Genomic DNA, 15,804 nt, shown 5'->3' with positions numbered 1-15,804 from the left:
AGCCAACTGGCCCGTACCCGAGAACTTTCCGAGAGGTTGTGTGATGTTCCTTTTCCGCCGCAGCGCGAACCGCGTCACCGTGGACGAGGCCCACCGACGCACTCAAGGTGCCAACGCCCCGGCCGTCCTGCTGGACGTGCGCGAGCAGACCGAGTGGAACGTCGGACACGCACCCGGCGCCATCCACGCGCCACTGTCCCGCCTGGCCGCGGGGGCCGCCCTGCCGAGCAGGGCCCAGGCGAGGCCGCTGGTGGTGATCTGCCGCAGCGGACGCCGCTCACAGCAGGCCGCCGAACTGCTGACGGAGCGCGGCTCCGACGCCGTCGACGTCAAGGGCGGTATGCAGGCGTGGGCCGCCGCCGGACACGCCGTCATCGACAAGCACGGGAACGACGGCTCGATAGCATGACCGCCCTGATCCTCGCGCTCGTCGCCGGTGGCGTCATCGGCCTGGCCCTGGGCGGACTCGGCGGAGGCGGCAGCGTCCTCGCCGTCCCCGCCCTGATCTACCTGCTCCACTTCACCCCGGCGCGGGCGACGACGGCCAGCCTCGTCATCGTCACCCTCACCTCCGCCACAGCACTGGCCGGGCACGCCCGGGACGGCAACGTGGCATGGCGCACAGGGCTGCTCTTCGCCGCCACGGGCATCGTGCCCGCGGTGATTGCCGGAGCCGCCGCAGGCCACCTGCCCAACGCCGTGCTGACCGTCGCCTTCGCCGTCATCGCGGCACTCGCCGCCCTGCGGATGCTGCGCCCCGCGCACACCGAACCGTCGGGCCCGGTGAACCCCCGCAAGGCCGGGGCAGCCGGTGCCGGACTGGGCGCGGTCACCGGATTCCTGGGAGTGGGCGGCGGATTCCTCGCGGTACCAGCCCTGGTCGGCGTGCTGGGACTGACCATGCGCCGGGCGGTCGGCACCAGCCTCCTGGTCATCACGATCAACTCGATGGCAGCCCTCACCGCACGGGCAGGCTCGGGCATGCAGCTGGACTGGGCCGTCATCGCACCGTTCACCGCGGCAGCGATCCTGGGCGCCTGGGACGGCAAGCGCCTCGCGAAAAAGCTCAAGGGCCGGACACTTCAGCGGGTCTTCGCCTACGTGCTCCTCGCAGTCGCCGTCTTCATGCTGGCCGACGTGCTCGTCTGACCCGCTCAGGCTCGAAGACCCGCAGCCCGGCGCAGCCCCCTTGGCGCCGATCGACACAACTCCCCACCGGGTGACCGAGTTACACGGCCGTCCCGTCCTCACCCGCACCTCATCGGCACGAGAGCCCCTCCGGCCGGGACACCCCAACGCACAAGGATGAAAACACCCATGACCACCCCCACCGCCCTCGACCCCCGCCAGGCCCGCGCCCGTCTGCACGAGCTCACCATCGTCGACGTCCGCACCCCCGGCGAGTACGCCGGCGGCCACATCCCCGGCGCGCTGAACATCCCCCTGGACCAGCTCGACCGGGCGCTGCCCGACCTCCGCACCGCCGCCCAGACCGGTGAAGTCCTCGTAGTCTGCGCCTCCGGCGCCCGCTCCGAGAACGCCTGCCGGATGCTCGCGGAGAACGGCGTCCACACCGCCACCCTCGCCGGAGGCACCGGCGCCTGGGCCGCCCAGGGCCACGACCTGCACCGCCCCGAGGGCACCCGGAAAGCGGCCTGGGGCATGGAGCGCCAGGTCCGCCTCACCGCCGGCTCCGTCGTCCTGCTCGGCCTGGGCCTAAGCAAGTTCGTCCACCCGGCCTTCCGGCTGCTGTCGGCCGGCATCGCCGGCGGCCTGGTCTTCTCCGCCGTGACCAACAGCTGCGGCATGGCCGCCCTGCTCGCCAAGCTTCCCCACAACCGGCCCCGCAAGGCCGACCTCGACGCGACGCTGGCCCGCCTGCGCAACAACTGACGCGTGCCGGCCGCGACCACTCCCGGATGCCTTCGTGCCGGCCCCGGTACGGACCGCGGCCGCCCGGACCACGCTGTTCAAAGCGGCGGTCACGGTGAACGTTTGACCGCAGGGCACGGGAAGCGGGAGCCTCGCAACCATCTTTCAGCCGCTACAGGTTCAGCGGCCTCACACCCCGCGTCCATGGGTGGAAGGAGGACGGCCGCCCCTGGCTGGGCCCCACGGCCCTGGGCGCGGCGGCAGTTCCATGAAAACCGTCTCTCGTGATGGGAACACTCCCGGGGCGCCGGCCTATTCGGATCGCAGTTCGCGAACCCGGGTACGGAATGTGCGCCAGCGCCTCTCGTTCTCATGCACGAGCGTCGCCGACTCCGCCATCAGGTCGGCTGCCCGGTCGAACAGCTCAGAAGCGGAATAGAGGTAGGAAGGAGCCTTCCGCTCGCCTCTCAGGTCGGCCCGGAGCGCCGCCGGAGAGAAGTCGACCCTGGCCAGCAGGTCGAGAGCGCGGCGCAGCAGACGCGCGACCAGAGTCTGCAGACCCGCCGACTGCCAGTCATTGGCGATGATCCGGTGCCGCTCCCCAACAGGTCGGCAAGCGCCGGGTAGGCAGCCAGGCTTCCCGCGATCCCCCACGCCTGCTCCATCGCCTGGGCCAGCCAGGCACCGCCCTGCTCGGTGTCTTCGGCAATCATGCCGACTTCCCTCTTCAGCCTCCGGAGTTCTGCGGGCTCGTCCTCCCCTTCCATGAAGAGGATGCCCGACTCCGCCACAAGCCCTGGAGCGTTCAGGTCCTCCGTGCCGGCGAACGCGATCGCCGACGTCTGCTCACCGGCTTCGACGTCGCTCCACCGATCGGCCAGTGACTTCAGCGCCCGGGACCGCGCCTGGAGCTCGGCGGCCTGCCGCAGGGGGGCCTGTGAGTAGTACTTCTCATGTTCTCGATGGAACCGCGCGAGGTTGTCGATCACCTGTAGCAGTGAGTCCGGAGGGGTGTACTGCGCCTCGTCCTCGGGCATGCCAAGCAGTTTGCACCACATTTCACGCACACGGCACCGAGGCACGTCCATCAGGGCGAACGTCGGCTCGTGCGGCCGGAGGGGGAACACTCCGTCTCCGAGGTCGCGCGGCGACTGTACCTGGACCGCAAGACCGTCCGCCGCTTCCGCGACACCGGCCTCGACAACCTGTCGGCGTCCACACGGGGGTCGAACTATGGTGCGGCTCGTCCCGCAGCGGCCCGGTGGCTGAGGCGCGGAGCCCCCAGCGCCGGGCCGCCCGCGCGCTGTGCGCCCGGGATTCGTGGTCATCCGGACGCTCACGCCGCTTCGGGTGGCGTGCCCGCCGTCACCTCGCTCCACAGGCCCCTGGTCAGGTGAACGGAATGGTGAGGACGGAGCCCGAACCCACCTGGAGGGTGGACGGGGTGTTGCCCAGTACGCTCCAGACCTCGACGCGGATCGTTCCGCCGTTCAGGTCGCCCAACGTGCCCGATGCGGAGTGCAGGCCCTGCCGGGCCGATGAGTAGGCCTCCCATCCGGAGATCGGATCCGTGGCGAAGTAGCGGAACGTCTCGACACGGTCGAACGTCCCGTCACCGGTCAGGTCGTACGACACCCGGGCCTGCTGGGCGTTCCCGACGACGGTGCCCGCGTCGACCTTGAAGTCGAAGGCCGTGGTGGCGCCCGCCTTCACCGTGCCCTTCACCTTCTTCACCTCGTAGACGAGCGGATTCCTCGGCGTGCCGTCGTTGTTCGTGCCGCCGGCGGACCGGATCGTGTCGGAGGACGGCGTCGTGTCCGCCGTGGTGCTGAGGAGGCCGCCGGACTGCGGGTAGAAGGTGTCACCCGTGACGTACGGCGGTGGAGTGTCACCGGTGGTGGTGACGGTCACGGTGCCGCTGGCCGAGCCGACCTGGTTGGCGGTGTCGCGGGCCTTGACGCTGTACGTATACGCGGTGCCGGGGGTCAGCCCGGTGTCGGTCCAGGCGAGCTCGGTGACCGTGGCGACCTTCGTGCTGCCCCTGAAGACGTCGTAGTTCTTGACGCCCTTGTCGTCCTCGGCGGCAGTCCACGTCAGGGTGACCGAGCTGTCGGTGACATCGCTCGGGACCGGGGTGCCGGGTGCGGTGGGCTTCCTGTCGTCCGGCGGCGGGGGGCCTCCGCCCGTTCCGCAGAGATTTTCGAGCTGCGTGTCGTCGCCCGCTCCGGACGCGGTGGACCTTGCCGGAACGTTGAGGACGCCGCTGTCGGAGAACTTCACCGAGCACGCCTCGGCGCCGTAGTTGTGCGCGACGTACGTCTTGGTGTCGTTCTTCTCGAAGACCACGGCCGATGGCATGTTGGCCGTGACGGTCATGTCCGGAGCACCGATGGAGTTCATCGTGGCGATCCAGTGGTAGGTGTGGGCCTTGGTCTCGCCTTCCTCGGGGACGTAGCCGCCGTTCCACTGGTTCCAGAACGCCATGGCCCTGTCCGGGTCGGCCAGGGCCTGGGCCTCCCAGAGGATGTCCCGCCACTCGACGGCCGGGCCGCCGTTCTCCGTCTCCATCTCGGCGATGCTGCGGCGGAGCATGCCCTTCTCGCGGGCCAGGTGCAGCGAACCACCTGTCACAGGGAGGAAGTTGATGCCGTGGATCTCTTCGGGGTTGGCGGTCCACCAGGTGGAGTAGGCGCCGCCGCTGCTCCAGACCATGCCGACGGCATCGTGGGTGAAGTCCTCGGGGAAGACCTTTCGGTCGGCGTCGAACCAGTACTGCGCGATCGACTCCGACTCGGTCGTCATCATGTAGACGCCCTGGTCGCGCAGCGCCTTGTCACCGGTGGCCGAGCCCCACATGATCAGCCCCGCGCTGAGGTTGATCGACTCCGAGGACGACTCCTGGTTGTTGCCCGCGGCGAAGGACTCGTGGCCGGCGGCCCAGCTGTGGCCGGCGTAGACGTCGAAGCCGCGCAGGAACGGGTATCTGGTGTCGTCCCTGGCCGGGTTGGCGGCGTCCTTGACGAGTTCCTTGACCATGCCGCCCCATTCGGAGTCGGCGGCCCACTGGGGATCGTATTGCGCCACTACGGCCGCGGCCATCACGTAGTACGAGTAGTGGAAGTGATGGTCGTTCAGCTCCAGGTCGCTGCCGTACGACGCCGGGTAGCCGATGAGGGTGCGCCAGTCCTTGTCGTAGGAGAACTCGGAGGGGCCGCCGACGGTGAACCACTCCTCCATCCGTCCCTTGATCAGGTCGAGGAGCTTGTCGCGGTCGGCGGTGTCGCCGATCTGGTCGGCTATCGGTACGAGCTGGGCGAGCTTGCCCAGGGCCTTGCCGGTCCAGTAGGTGTCGACGGCACCGCTCAGCGGGTCGCCCTGGGTCAGCACGTCGTTGATGTATGTCTTGAGCTTCGCCTTGTCGACGCCGGCGGCGCTGGGCAGCCCCGGCAGGACGCCGTTGACGTCCTGGACCGTCGTGAAGGAGGTGCCCTCTCGGACCTTCATCTCACCGCGCGACGAGACGTAGGTGTAGTCGGTCAACTCGTCGGTGGTGTGCAGCCACTGGTGGCGGTAGAGCGCCTGGAGGGTCCCGGTCTCGTCGCCTTCCCTCGCCTCGGTGGTCAGCGAGTAGGTCGCCTTGGTCTTGCCTTCGCCTTCCTGGTAGTCCCACTTGGTCGTGGAGCCGGTGACGAAACTGAACGCGTACTTCGTGTAGTCGGCGAGCGCCTCCTTGCTGGGCAGGACCGCGAGGGAGAAGTAGTCCTTGGAGCCGAGGTCGGCCCGGATGCCGTTGCCGGAGACGGTCCAGTCGCTGCCGCTCGGGGCGAACAGCGCGTAGTCGTGGCCGGAGATGGTGACGCCGAGCACGTTGCCCCGGTCGGAGAAGACGGTCGGCGGGGCCGCCGCGGTGATCTGCGCCGCGCCACCGGTGCCCTCGGCATACACGTACGGCGAGCCGTGGCCGATGGTCGCCCGCAGCGTGCGCGCGCCGTCCTTCCAGCAGGGGGTGACGGTCCAGTCGCTCCACCCGTCCGCCTTGGCGTCGGGTGAGTTGAGACCCGCGAGGCCGAGGGTCAGGTCGGCTTGGTGCGGAAACTCGTACTGGCGGCCGCCGCCCACGATCTGGTGGGCGGTCGGGTAGCCGACCTCGAGACCGCCGGACACCGCCTTGTAGGTGAGGGGGTGGCCGTACATGTTCTCGGACCACGGGTTGCTGGAGAATCGCTGAAAGACCAGCGAGGACCACCAGTCGTTGGTCGGCACCGGCTTGTCCGCCATGGCCGGCGTGACCTTCGGCTTGACCGGCTGACCGCCGTTGTCGGAGGGCCCTTGTCTCCCCGCCGGACGAACGTCGCTGTAACTCCCCTTGCCCACACCGATGGTGGCGGCGGAGGCGACATCGGCACCGGCGGTCACGGACAGGCCCGAGGCGGCCACGGCGGCTACCGACAGTAAGGTGAGGCGTCTTCGGAATCTCATGATCGACCTTTCTGAGAGCGCTCTCAAGAACGGCGTCAACGTAGGGCTCCGACGGTTGACGGTCAATCCTTCGCGGCAGGCCGACACGGATACCCGAGCATTCACGCGCGGGGGGCCAGGACATCACCATGCGCGACGTCTCATCCGGCAAGGCGTACGCGGGCCGCCTCCTCAGCAGGCTGCACGGGGTACGGCAAGGCGAACCGCCAACTGCCACGGTCGACTTGCCCACCGGTCCGACCAGCGGATTCAGAACGTCCACTCAGGTGAAGCCCTCCACCCCGCCGACCGCTCCGCCGCCTGAAGACCGAAGCGGCAGGAGGACACGAACAACCGGTTCAGGGCCGGCCGATCCCCTTCGGGGCAGCTCGCGACTCCGGTCGGCAGCGTCGCGAAGGGGTTGTCGAGAGCGGGAGGACATACCTGTCCGCGCAGGGACGACAGGTGGAACCTGTCGTCGAGGTGGTCCGTCGTTCCGCCCGACTGCCCTCACACCCAGTCACCGCCCTGGGTCCGGTCGATCGCGAGCGGAATGCCTTCGAGCCTTCGGCGACAGCCCTGTGCTCCGCCCACCTCTCGTCAGGGCGTCAGGGAGCGCGAGGCGGACGAAGTCCTCAAGGACCGAAGAGAAGAGGGACCCGAACACCGGGACCAAGCGTCTCGCGAGCGTCAGGAATTCTCACCGATGCTGAACACTGCCACCGGCGCAGACTCGCAACGTGCTGACGGTTGCGGGGAGATCGGCGGACTGCCGTAGGGCGGTCAGGTCGCGGTGCAGCGCATGGTTGTCGGCACGCAATGCGTCATGCAGGTCGAGCCAGAACGACTTCGGCCGGCCGAGAACGCAGCGAACGACCTGGTCGTAGACAGGCAGCAACCTCGGCCGCTTCCGGGCAAGGAGCTTGCCCGCCGTCACCCACCCGATTCCGGGCTGGTCGCAGAGAACGCGCCAGGCGGTGTGGGCCGGCGCCCCTTCGGCCAGGTCGGCAGCCTCGGCCTCGACCATGTCGATGTCATGTTGGTGAAGGTGAAGCTTCCCCTTGATGTTGGACACCTGGAGACTGGGACGTGAGGTTCCAGGGGAAGTAGTGCCAGGTGGGAAGCAAGAGCAACCGCAGCAGGCGGTATACGGAGGAGTTCCAGCGCGACGCGGTCGCGCTGGTCCGGTCCTCCGGCAGGACCGTCACCGAGGTGGCCCACGAGATCACCGTGTCGCACCTCGCTTCCCGGTGCACCTACGGGGTGCCGCGGATCCACGCCGAGTTGCGCAGGCTGGACCGGCGGGTCAACCGCGAGCGGGTGGAACGGATCATGCATGAGCGCGGCATCTGCGGGGTCACCCGGCGCAAGCGCCGGCCGCTGACCCGTCCGGCGAAGAGGGCGGTGCCCGCCACGGACCTGACCGGCCGCGACTTCACGGCCGACGCACCGGGCCGAAAACTGGCCGGTGACATCACCTACATCCCCACCGGTGAGGGCTGGCTGGACCTGGCGACCTGGCTGGACCTGGCCACCCGCGAGATCGTCGGCTGCTCGATGGCCGACCACCACCGGGCCTCCCTGGTGGTCGACGCACTGACGATGGCAGCGGGGCGCGGTCGGCTCCAGCCCGGCTGCATCGCGCACTCCGATCGCGGATCGGAGTACACCTTCGACGAACTCCGCCGGTAAACAGGACGGTTGGGACTGCAGCAGAGCATGGGCCGAACCGGCTCCTGCTATGACAACGCCGCCGCCGAGAGCTTCTTCGCACTGCTCAAAGAGGAGATCGGCACCCGTCACTGGCCCGACCGGACCACCGCCCGCGCGGAGATCTTCGCCTTCATCGAGACCTTCTACAACCTCAGACGACTAAGGAAGCACCCGGCCTGGGGCTACCTCACCCCGCTGGAGATCCGACAGCGACACGAGCAAGAACACGCCCTCGCAGCGTAAGCAACGAGTGTCCAGCACCACGGGGAAAGTTCAGTCAGCGGTTGGTACTCATAACCGATCAGCCCTGCCGGGACGCCGACTTCCCGCAGATCGGCGGCGATCTCGGCAGGCACCCCTGGTGAGCAGCCGATACGGACCACGGCGTACTGGGGCAACGGCAACGGCGGGAAGTCTCGGATCACGCGAGCATCGTCCTCGTGCTCCGGCCGCACGGGAAGGCGCGAGCCGACCCCTGCCACCCTGCGGCGGGCCCGACATCACTCGATCAAGTTCAGTGGTCTCACCGGTCAGGCCGGGCGGTCGACGGCACAGCGGCCTGGCCGGGAGCGCGGAAGTGGTCGGAGGAGATCCTCTGCCGGAAGACGTGGTAGGTCCAGCCCTGGTAGCAGAGGACGACGGGGAGCAGGACGAGGACGACCACGGTCAAGACCTTGAGCGCGTAGGGGCCGGACGCGGTGTTGTGGACGGTCAGGTCGAAGGCGCTGTTCGTGCTGGAGACCATGACCCTCGGGTAGAGCTCGGTGAAGAGCGACACCACGGTTCCGGCGATGGTGAACGTGGTGGCACCGAACGCCCAGCCGTCGTGGCCGCTGCTGATCAGCCAGGCCGCGGCGGCGACGGCCAGGACGGTGGCCAGCTCGGCGAGGTTGAGGAGGATGCCGCCGCCCGCGAGCGAGCGTGTCCAGAAGACGAAGGCGAGGACCACCAGGCTGGCGGGCAGGACGGTGAGCCGGGCCAGTCGGCGGCCCCGCTCGCGGATGTCCCCGCTGGTCTTCAGGGAGACGAAGGTCGCACCGTGCAGGAGGCAGAGCACGGTGAGGGTGATCCCGGTGAAGACGCCGTAGCCGGTGAACAGGTCGGCGAAGGTGCCCGCGTACTCCTGGTCCTGACCGATGGGCACGCCGTGCAGCAGGTCACCGAGGGCGATGCCGAGCACCAGGGGCACGGTCACGCTGCTCGCGGTCAGCAAGGCCGTCCAGTTCCGTCGCCATCGCGTGCTGTCGACGCGGCCGCGGTACTCGATGGCGATGCCGCGGACGATGAGTCCGGCCAGAAGGAGCACGAGAGCGAGGTAGAAGCCGGAGAACAGGGTGGCGTACCAGCCCGGGAAGGCGGCGAACATCGCGGCGCCGGCGGTGACCAGCCAGACCTCGTTGCCGTCCCATACCGGTCCGATGGTGCGCAGCGTGGCCTGGCGATGCGATTCGTCGCGGGAGAGCAGTCCGTGGAGCATGCCGACCCCGAGGTCGAAGCCCTCCAGAACGAAGAAGCCCGTCCACAGCACGGTGACGAGGATGAACCAGAGGGTGGTGAATGCCATCGCGGGCCTTCCGGCGGCTCGGGACCTCAGTAGGTCATCTCGGGTGCGGGCTGGTCGTCCTGGTGCAGGGGGCCGGTGCCCTTGCGCGTGTGGCGTGTCATCAGCACGGCGGCGATCACGGCCATCGCGGCGTAGAGGAGGAAGAATGCCACGATGCTGATGGCGACTTCGGCGGTACTGACGGAGGGGGAGACGCCGTTCTTCGTGAGCTGGATGCCTTGGACGATCCAGGGCTGGCGTCCGTTCTCGGTGAGGAGCCAGCCGGAGGTGTTGATGAGGAACGGCAGCACCACGGCCCACACCGCCGCGGTCAGGAACCAGCGTGAGCGGGTGAGCCGTTCGCGCCGCAGCAGCCACAGGCCCCACACTCCGAGGAGGAGGGCGAGCGAGGCGAGGTAGGCCATGACGCGCATCGCCCAGTACTGGATGAAGACATTGGGTACGTAGTCGCCCGGACCGTAGGCCTGCTGGTACTGGCTGTTGACCTCGTTGAGGCCGAGGACCTTGCCGTTCCAGTGGTTGGTGGCCAGCAGGGAGAGCAGGTGCGGGATCTCCAGGATCTGCGTGGGGGTCTGGTCGTTGTTGCCGCCGCCGATCTGGAAGAGGGAGAAGGAGCAGGGCTGGCAGGTCTCCCACTGCGCCTCGGCTGCCGCGATCTTCATCGGCTGGTACTTGCCTTCGGTCACGCCGAGTTCGCTGCCGACGAGCATGTTGAGCATCAGGGCCGGCACGAGGATGAACAGCGACAGGCGTGCTGACAGCCGGAATCCCGAGGCCGCCTCCTTCGCGGCGTCCGGGGCGCTCGGGTCCTGTGCCTGGGCGGCCTTGTCCTCGGTGTGGCCCTTGTCGTCGCGCAGGGCCTTGCGCAGGTGCCAGGCGGACACGGAGAGCATGACCATCGAGCCGGTGACCAGCGCGGCCAGCAGGACGTGCAGGTAGCCGCGGAGGAAGACGGGGTTGGTGAACAGGGCCCAGACGTCGTCGAGTTGCGGGCGGCCGGTGGACGGGTCGATCTTGTAGCCGACCGGGTGCTGCATCCACGAGTTCGCGGCCATGATGAACAGCGCCGACAGCGCGCTGCCGGCCGCCACTGCCCAGATGGTCGCCAGGTGGACGCGCTTGGACAGTTTGTCCCAGCCGAAGATCCACAGGCCGAGGAACGTCGACTCCAGGAAGAACGCGGCGAGGCCTTCCATCGCCAGGGGTGCCCCGAACACGTCGCCGACCGTGCGGGAGTAGCCCGACCAGTCCATGCCGAACTGGAACTCCTGGACCAGGCCGGTCACCACGCCGACGGCGACGTTGATCACCAGCAGGGTCCCGAAGAACCGTGTCAGCCGCAGGTACGCGGCCTGTCCGCCTCGGTGCCAGGCGGTCTGGAGCAGGGCGGTCAGCAGGCTCAGTCCGATGGTCACCGGGACGAACAGGAAGTGGTAGATCGACGTCATCGCGAACTGCAGCCGCGCCAAGTCCAGCTGGCTCATCTGTCCTCATCCATCGGATCGCACTGCGACGCAGCTGATGCGGCCGCCCAGACAAGCACACTGGTTCCCTGGCAGTCGGCAAACCGTGCTCGTGAAAGACCGCGGCCATTCGTTCGGGTGATTCGCGCCGTCACCGTCGTGGTCGGCGGCGGCGCCGTCGTCCTGGCCGTCCATGTGCTTGCCCGGCAACGGCGCGTACGCCCCGGGTCACCCGGACGGCTTCGTGGTGGTGCGTGCCGTACGCAGGTGTAGTGGATTGGACCTCGACGTAACCACCTCATGCCCACGGTCGGTCTGGGCACGGGCCTGCTCGGCGGACGCCCTGAAGGCAACGCTCGTCGGCATCGAGCCGGGCGCGAGCGGATTCCAAGATCCCTTCCAGGCGGGGCGCAGGACTTGTGGACGCGCTTGAAATCCCGCGGCACCGAGCGGCGGAAGGAGGACGACCGCTGTGACCGACGAGGACATCCTCCTGGGCATCGCGCTGACCGTCGCCCTCGCCACGGGCTCCCAGATCCTGGCGAACAAGCTGCGCGTCCCCGCGCTGATCATCCTCCTGCCCGTCGGTTTCACGGCGGGAGCGCTGACCGACGTCATCCACCCCGGGCGGCTTGTCGGCCCGGACTTTCCCGCGCTGGTCTCGCTGTCCGTCGCCGTGATCCTCTACGACGCGGGTCTCGGGCTGAACCTGCGCAACCTGACCGGCCGTACCCGCTCGACCGTCGTCCGGCTGCTGATCATCGGCATCCTGGTCACCTTCTTCGCCGTCGGGGGTATCGGGCCGGCCCTGTTCGGCATCCCGCTGCGGGGGGCGGCGATGATCGGCATGATCCTCGTCGTGTCCGGTCCCACCGTCGTCGGCCCGCTGCTCGAGTACGTCCGGCCGACGGACAGGCTGCGGCGCATCCTGATCTGGGAAGGAACGCTGACCGACCCGATCGGCGCCATCCTCGGAGCGGTCGTCTTCCATGCCGTCGCGACCTCCCACCGGGTCGACATCGGCCGGGGCTACCAGATCGGACAGTTCCTGCTCAGCGTGGGAGTCGGTCTCGTGGGTGGTGCTGTGGGCACCGCCATCCTCTGGCTGACCCTGAACAAACTGCGGCTCGGTGAAACGCTCGGCACCCTCGCCCAGCTGGCGACGGTGATCCTCGTCTCCGCGGGCTGCGACATCGTCCGCGACGACACCGGCCTCATCGCCGCCATCTTCACCGGACTCGCCATCACCAACCTGCGGGGGATGGACATGCCGGCTCGCCGGCCCTTCCTCGAGACACTCGTCCAGATGATCATCGGCCTGCTGTTCATCTCCATCTCCTCCGCGGTCACGCCCGCGTCCGTGGTGCCCGTACTGGTTCCCTCCTTGATCCTGATCGCCGTGCTCGTCCTCGTGGTCCGGCCGCTCATCGCGTTCGCGTCCGCCTGGGGTTCCGGCCTGACGGTGGGCGAATGGGGCTTCATCGGGTGGATGGCACCGCGGGGCATCGTCGCGGCATCGACAGCCTCCGCCTTCTCCGCCACCCTCGTGGCGAAGGGACTGCCCGGCGCATCCAAGATCCTTCCGATCACCTTCCTCGTGATCGTGGGGACGGTCCTGCTCTACGCCCTGACCGCCGCGCCCGTGGCCCGGAAGCTCGGCGTCGTCCGATTGGCGCGGACACGGCCGCTTCTGGTGGGCGGAGCCCCATGGGTCATCGGCCTGGGGAAGGCTCTGGAGGCCGCCGGACTCCACGTACTGATGTGGGCCGGACTGGACGAGGAACGCGAGCGGATCGCCGCGGCAGGAATCGAACTCGCGCACGGGGAGATGCTGGCGACCGCGACCAATCCCCGAGCCCGTCTGGAAGGGGTGACGGCGGTGTTCCTGCTCACCGACGACGACGATTTCAACGCCCTCGCCTCCGTCGTCATCAAGGACAACGTGCATGGGCCCGTCTACCGGGTGGGGCCGCCGCGGGACAGCCACGGTGTGGTCGCCCCCTACACCGGCGGCGACATCCTCTTCGGCCGCGCGCTGGTCCGGCACCGCCTGGCGGCCCGCTACGAGCAGGGCGCCCGCTTCCACGTCCAGCCCGGATCCCAGCCGATCCCTTCGGACTACGACATCTTGTTCGTGGTCCGGGCCAATGGCCAGCTGGCCCCGGTCACCGGCGCGCAGACGATCACACCTCAACCCGGCGACACCTCCGTACTGATGAGCTCCGTATGACCTCGTGGGCCGCACGCTTCCGACTACAGCAGTACGCCAAGGCGAGTCTGTGGATCGTCCCCCTGTTCGGGCTCCTGCTCGGTGTCGCCCTGGCCGAAGCGGCGTCCGCCGCGGAAGGAGCCTCCTGGCTGCCGAAGACCTGGGACTACTCCGCGTCGACGGCGAGCAGCGTCCTCAGCTCCGTGGTCGGTGCGATGATCGCGCTGCTCGGGTTCGTCGTCACCATCGGGGTCCTCGTCATCCAGCAGGCCACTGGCACCCTCTCGCCGCGCTACATGAGGCTCTGGTACCGCGACCGGTTGCAGAAGGCCGTACTGGCCACCTTCACCGGCACCTTCTCGTTCGCGTACACACTGCTGCGGAGCATCGAGACGAACTCAGTACCCAACCTCGGTGTGACCCTGGCCGGGGTCGCCGTCTCGGTGAGCCTCCTGCTCCTGCTGATCTACCTGAACCGCTTCACCCACAATCTGCGGCCCGTGGCCATCGCCGACATCGTGGGACGCCTCGGCGAACAGGTCCTCGACCGCATGGCGGCACATGTACGGAGCACCGCGGTGTCCGACGGGGTGCCACCGGCGGGAGGCCCGGTGGCCCGCATCCGGTCGGAACGCGGCGGTGTCATCCAGGCGTTCGACGCACCCGGAATGGTCTCGCTCGCGGCCCGGCACGACTGCGTGTTCGTACTGGCCGCGTCGGTCGGCGACTTCGTCCCGCCCAGTGGCACCGTCGTCGAGATCCACGGCGGTGCGCCCGACCCGCGACTGGTGACCGGCCTCCTCGCCCTCGGCCCGGAGCGGACCATCGAGCAGGACCCGGCCTTCGCCCTGCGCATCCTGGTCGACATCGCCATCCGCGCCCTCTCCCCCGCGGTCAACGACCCCACCACAGCCGTCCAGGTACTGAACCACATCGAGGCGTTCCTGCACGCCGTCGGACGTGCCGGAACCCGCGGTCACTACGTGCTCGCCGACGACCGGGGCAGGCCCCGCCTGGTGCTGCCCGGCCGGCCCTGGGAGAACTACCTGAAGCTCGCCGTCACCGAGATCCGCGATTACGGCGCGAGCTCCGTCCAGGTCTGTCGACGGCTCCGGGCCCTCCTCGAAAGTCTCCTGGCAACCCTGCCGGACAAGTGCGGGCCCGCTCTCCGTGCCGAACTCGGGCTCCTCGACGATGCGGTCGAAAGAGAGTTCGGCGACGCCCCTCGCCGTGCCGACGCACGGACGGCCGACCCCCAGGGCATCGGGGGACGGCACGGACGAGGTGCGCCCCGCGGCATCTCACCGCCCGGCGAGCCCGGCCCGTAGGACATCTGCAGGGCCTTCCTCGCCATACTCGACGACCGTCGAGGGGCCGCCGGCATGGCGGAATCACCGACCCGCAGCGGCGTGGAGACATGCGCGAGCGCCTGTCTTGCCTAGGCTTCTCCGCATGGTTGCTGGTGACTCCACCGCCGGTTCGGACACAGTCCGGTTTCTGCTGCCCTACCCGCTCAGCCGGATCGGTGGCCTGCCGGAGGACCTGCACGTCATGGTCTGGGACGGTTCCGGTGATCCTCCGAGTCCGGAAAGCCTGACGGGGGTCGAGTTTTTCGTCGTCCCTTACGGCTCGACCGACGCGGCGGTAGCACTGTTCGGTCGAATGCCGTTCCTTCGCGTTGTCCAGTCCCTGTCCGCCGGTGTCGACGATTTGGCGCGCCACGTTCCACCTGGTGTCGTGCTGTGCAATGCCCGGGGAGTGCACGATGCCAGCACGGCCGAACTGGCCGTGTCGTTGATTCTGGCCTCACTCCGTGGGATCCCCGATTTTGTGCGGGCCCAGACCGCTGAAACGTGGCAGCCTGGATTTCGGCCCGCTCTGGCCGACCGCACCGTGCTGCTCGTGGGGCACGGCTCGATCGCCGCCGCTCTCGAGGAACGTCTGATCCCCTTCGAGTGCGACATCCTGCGCGTCGCGCGCACTGCTCGAACCGTCCCCCGTGGTGCGGTTCACGCGCTCTCCCAACTGGCCGAACTGCTGCCTCGCGCGGACGTCGTGGTCCTGACCCTTCCGCTGACGGACGAGACACGTGGCCTCGTCGACGCCGGCTTCCTCTCGCTGATGCGGGACGGCGCACTTCTGGTGAACGTCTCCCGGGGTGCGGTGGTGGACACCGAGGCCTTGCTCCGCGAACTCACCGCGGGCCGACTCCTCGCCGCACTGGATGTGACCCATCCGGAGCCCCTCCCCACTGGACATCCCCTCTGGCGCGCGCCGAACACCTTGATCAGCCCGCACGTCGGAGGCAACAGTTCGGCCTTCCTGCCCCGGGCCATGCGCCTGATCCGCACTCAACTGCTGTGCCACCGGGCTGGAGAGCCCCTGGCGAACATCGTGACGAAAGGATCGCGGTGAGGTGCCGGCCGACTCCCAGGGCATCGGAGGAGGGCCGTCCCGGCCGTGCCCGCTGACGTCCCACCGCTCGGGGCCGGCGTGCGGGACGTTGCCCCGGGCGACTCGTTCTC

At 68.8% G+C, this 15,804-nt stretch carries 13 protein-coding genes; 8 read left to right on the top strand and 5 right to left on the bottom strand.

Features of this window, described 5'->3' with window-relative positions:
* The first annotated feature begins 43 nt into the window (after window positions 1-43).
* From ACFYW7_RS27170 to ACFYW7_RS27160, 3 genes are all read left to right on the top strand, one after another.
* On the top strand, window positions 44-409 hold the full coding sequence (locus ACFYW7_RS27170; RefSeq protein ID WP_389506872.1) for a rhodanese-like domain-containing protein: 366 nt from the start codon (window positions 44-46) through the stop codon (window positions 407-409).
* A complete protein-coding gene (locus tag ACFYW7_RS27165; protein ID WP_389506870.1) occupies window positions 406-1,149 on the top strand; it encodes a sulfite exporter TauE/SafE family protein in 744 nt (247 codons plus the stop codon). Before ACFYW7_RS27170 ends, ACFYW7_RS27165 begins: the two co-directional genes overlap by 4 nt.
* Window positions 1,150-1,317: 168 nt before the next feature.
* Window positions 1,318-1,893, top strand: a complete 576-nt coding sequence (locus ACFYW7_RS27160; RefSeq protein WP_389506868.1) for a rhodanese-like domain-containing protein — start codon at window positions 1,318-1,320, stop codon at window positions 1,891-1,893.
* 446 nt (window positions 1,894-2,339) lie between these two features.
* Here ACFYW7_RS27160 and ACFYW7_RS27155 read toward each other — a convergent pair whose 3' ends face one another.
* From ACFYW7_RS27155 to ACFYW7_RS27145, 3 genes are all read right to left on the bottom strand, one after another.
* Complete coding sequence (locus ACFYW7_RS27155) at window positions 2,340-2,909, bottom strand: hypothetical protein (RefSeq protein WP_389506866.1); 570 nt, start codon at window positions 2,907-2,909, stop codon at window positions 2,340-2,342.
* A 352-nt stretch (window positions 2,910-3,261) separates the two neighbouring features.
* Window positions 3,262-6,351 (bottom strand): glycosyl hydrolase, encoded by a 3,090-nt coding sequence (locus tag ACFYW7_RS27150; RefSeq protein WP_389506864.1) that lies wholly within the window; start codon window positions 6,349-6,351, stop codon window positions 3,262-3,264.
* 679 nt (window positions 6,352-7,030) lie between these two features.
* Window positions 7,031-7,405 (bottom strand): DUF6308 family protein, encoded by a 375-nt coding sequence (locus ACFYW7_RS27145; protein WP_389506862.1) that lies wholly within the window; start codon window positions 7,403-7,405, stop codon window positions 7,031-7,033.
* A gap of 41 nt (window positions 7,406-7,446) precedes the next feature.
* On the opposite strand from ACFYW7_RS27145, the gene ACFYW7_RS27140 reads away from it, so the two are divergent.
* Both ACFYW7_RS27140 and ACFYW7_RS27135 read left to right on the top strand, forming a co-directional pair.
* Window positions 7,447-8,022, top strand: coding sequence for an IS3 family transposase (locus tag ACFYW7_RS27140; protein WP_389506860.1), 576 nt, complete (start codon window positions 7,447-7,449; stop codon window positions 8,020-8,022).
* A gap of 9 nt (window positions 8,023-8,031) precedes the next feature.
* A complete protein-coding gene (locus ACFYW7_RS27135; RefSeq protein ID WP_389506858.1) occupies window positions 8,032-8,286 on the top strand; it encodes an integrase core domain-containing protein in 255 nt (84 codons plus the stop codon).
* Between the two features lie 280 nt (window positions 8,287-8,566).
* On the opposite strand, the gene cydB is transcribed toward ACFYW7_RS27135, so the two are convergent.
* Window positions 8,567-9,607: a cytochrome d ubiquinol oxidase subunit II gene (gene cydB / locus ACFYW7_RS27130; RefSeq protein ID WP_389506856.1), complete on the bottom strand. Its 1,041-nt coding sequence runs from the start codon at window positions 9,605-9,607 to the stop codon at window positions 8,567-8,569.
* A gap of 26 nt (window positions 9,608-9,633) precedes the next feature.
* On the bottom strand, window positions 9,634-11,091 hold the full coding sequence (locus ACFYW7_RS27125) for a cytochrome ubiquinol oxidase subunit I (protein ID WP_389506854.1): 1,458 nt from the start codon (window positions 11,089-11,091) through the stop codon (window positions 9,634-9,636).
* Window positions 11,092-11,542: 451 nt separating this feature from the next.
* Between ACFYW7_RS27125 and ACFYW7_RS27120 the strand changes: the two genes are divergently transcribed.
* The 3 genes from ACFYW7_RS27120 to ACFYW7_RS27110 all read left to right on the top strand — a co-directional run bounded on the left by ACFYW7_RS27120 (window position 11,543) and on the right by ACFYW7_RS27110 (window position 15,694).
* On the top strand, window positions 11,543-13,300 hold the full coding sequence (locus ACFYW7_RS27120) for a cation:proton antiporter (protein ID WP_389506852.1): 1,758 nt from the start codon (window positions 11,543-11,545) through the stop codon (window positions 13,298-13,300).
* On the top strand, window positions 13,297-14,607 hold the full coding sequence (locus ACFYW7_RS27115) for a DUF2254 domain-containing protein (RefSeq protein WP_389506850.1): 1,311 nt from the start codon (window positions 13,297-13,299) through the stop codon (window positions 14,605-14,607). Before ACFYW7_RS27120 ends, ACFYW7_RS27115 begins: the two co-directional genes overlap by 4 nt.
* 124 nt (window positions 14,608-14,731) lie before the next feature.
* The gene (locus ACFYW7_RS27110) at window positions 14,732-15,694 is read left to right on the top strand and encodes a 2-hydroxyacid dehydrogenase (protein ID WP_389506848.1); all 963 of its coding nucleotides are present in this window, start codon (window positions 14,732-14,734) and stop codon (window positions 15,692-15,694) included.
* Window positions 15,695-15,804: the final 110 nt, after the last annotated feature.

The sequence above is a fragment of the Streptomyces sp. NPDC002580 genome (genome assembly GCF_042889485.1).
Lineage (GTDB): Bacteria > Actinomycetota > Actinomycetes > Streptomycetales > Streptomycetaceae > Streptomyces.
The sequence above is the reverse complement of the archived record's forward strand: the minus strand, read 5'-3'. Positions and strand labels throughout refer to the sequence as shown.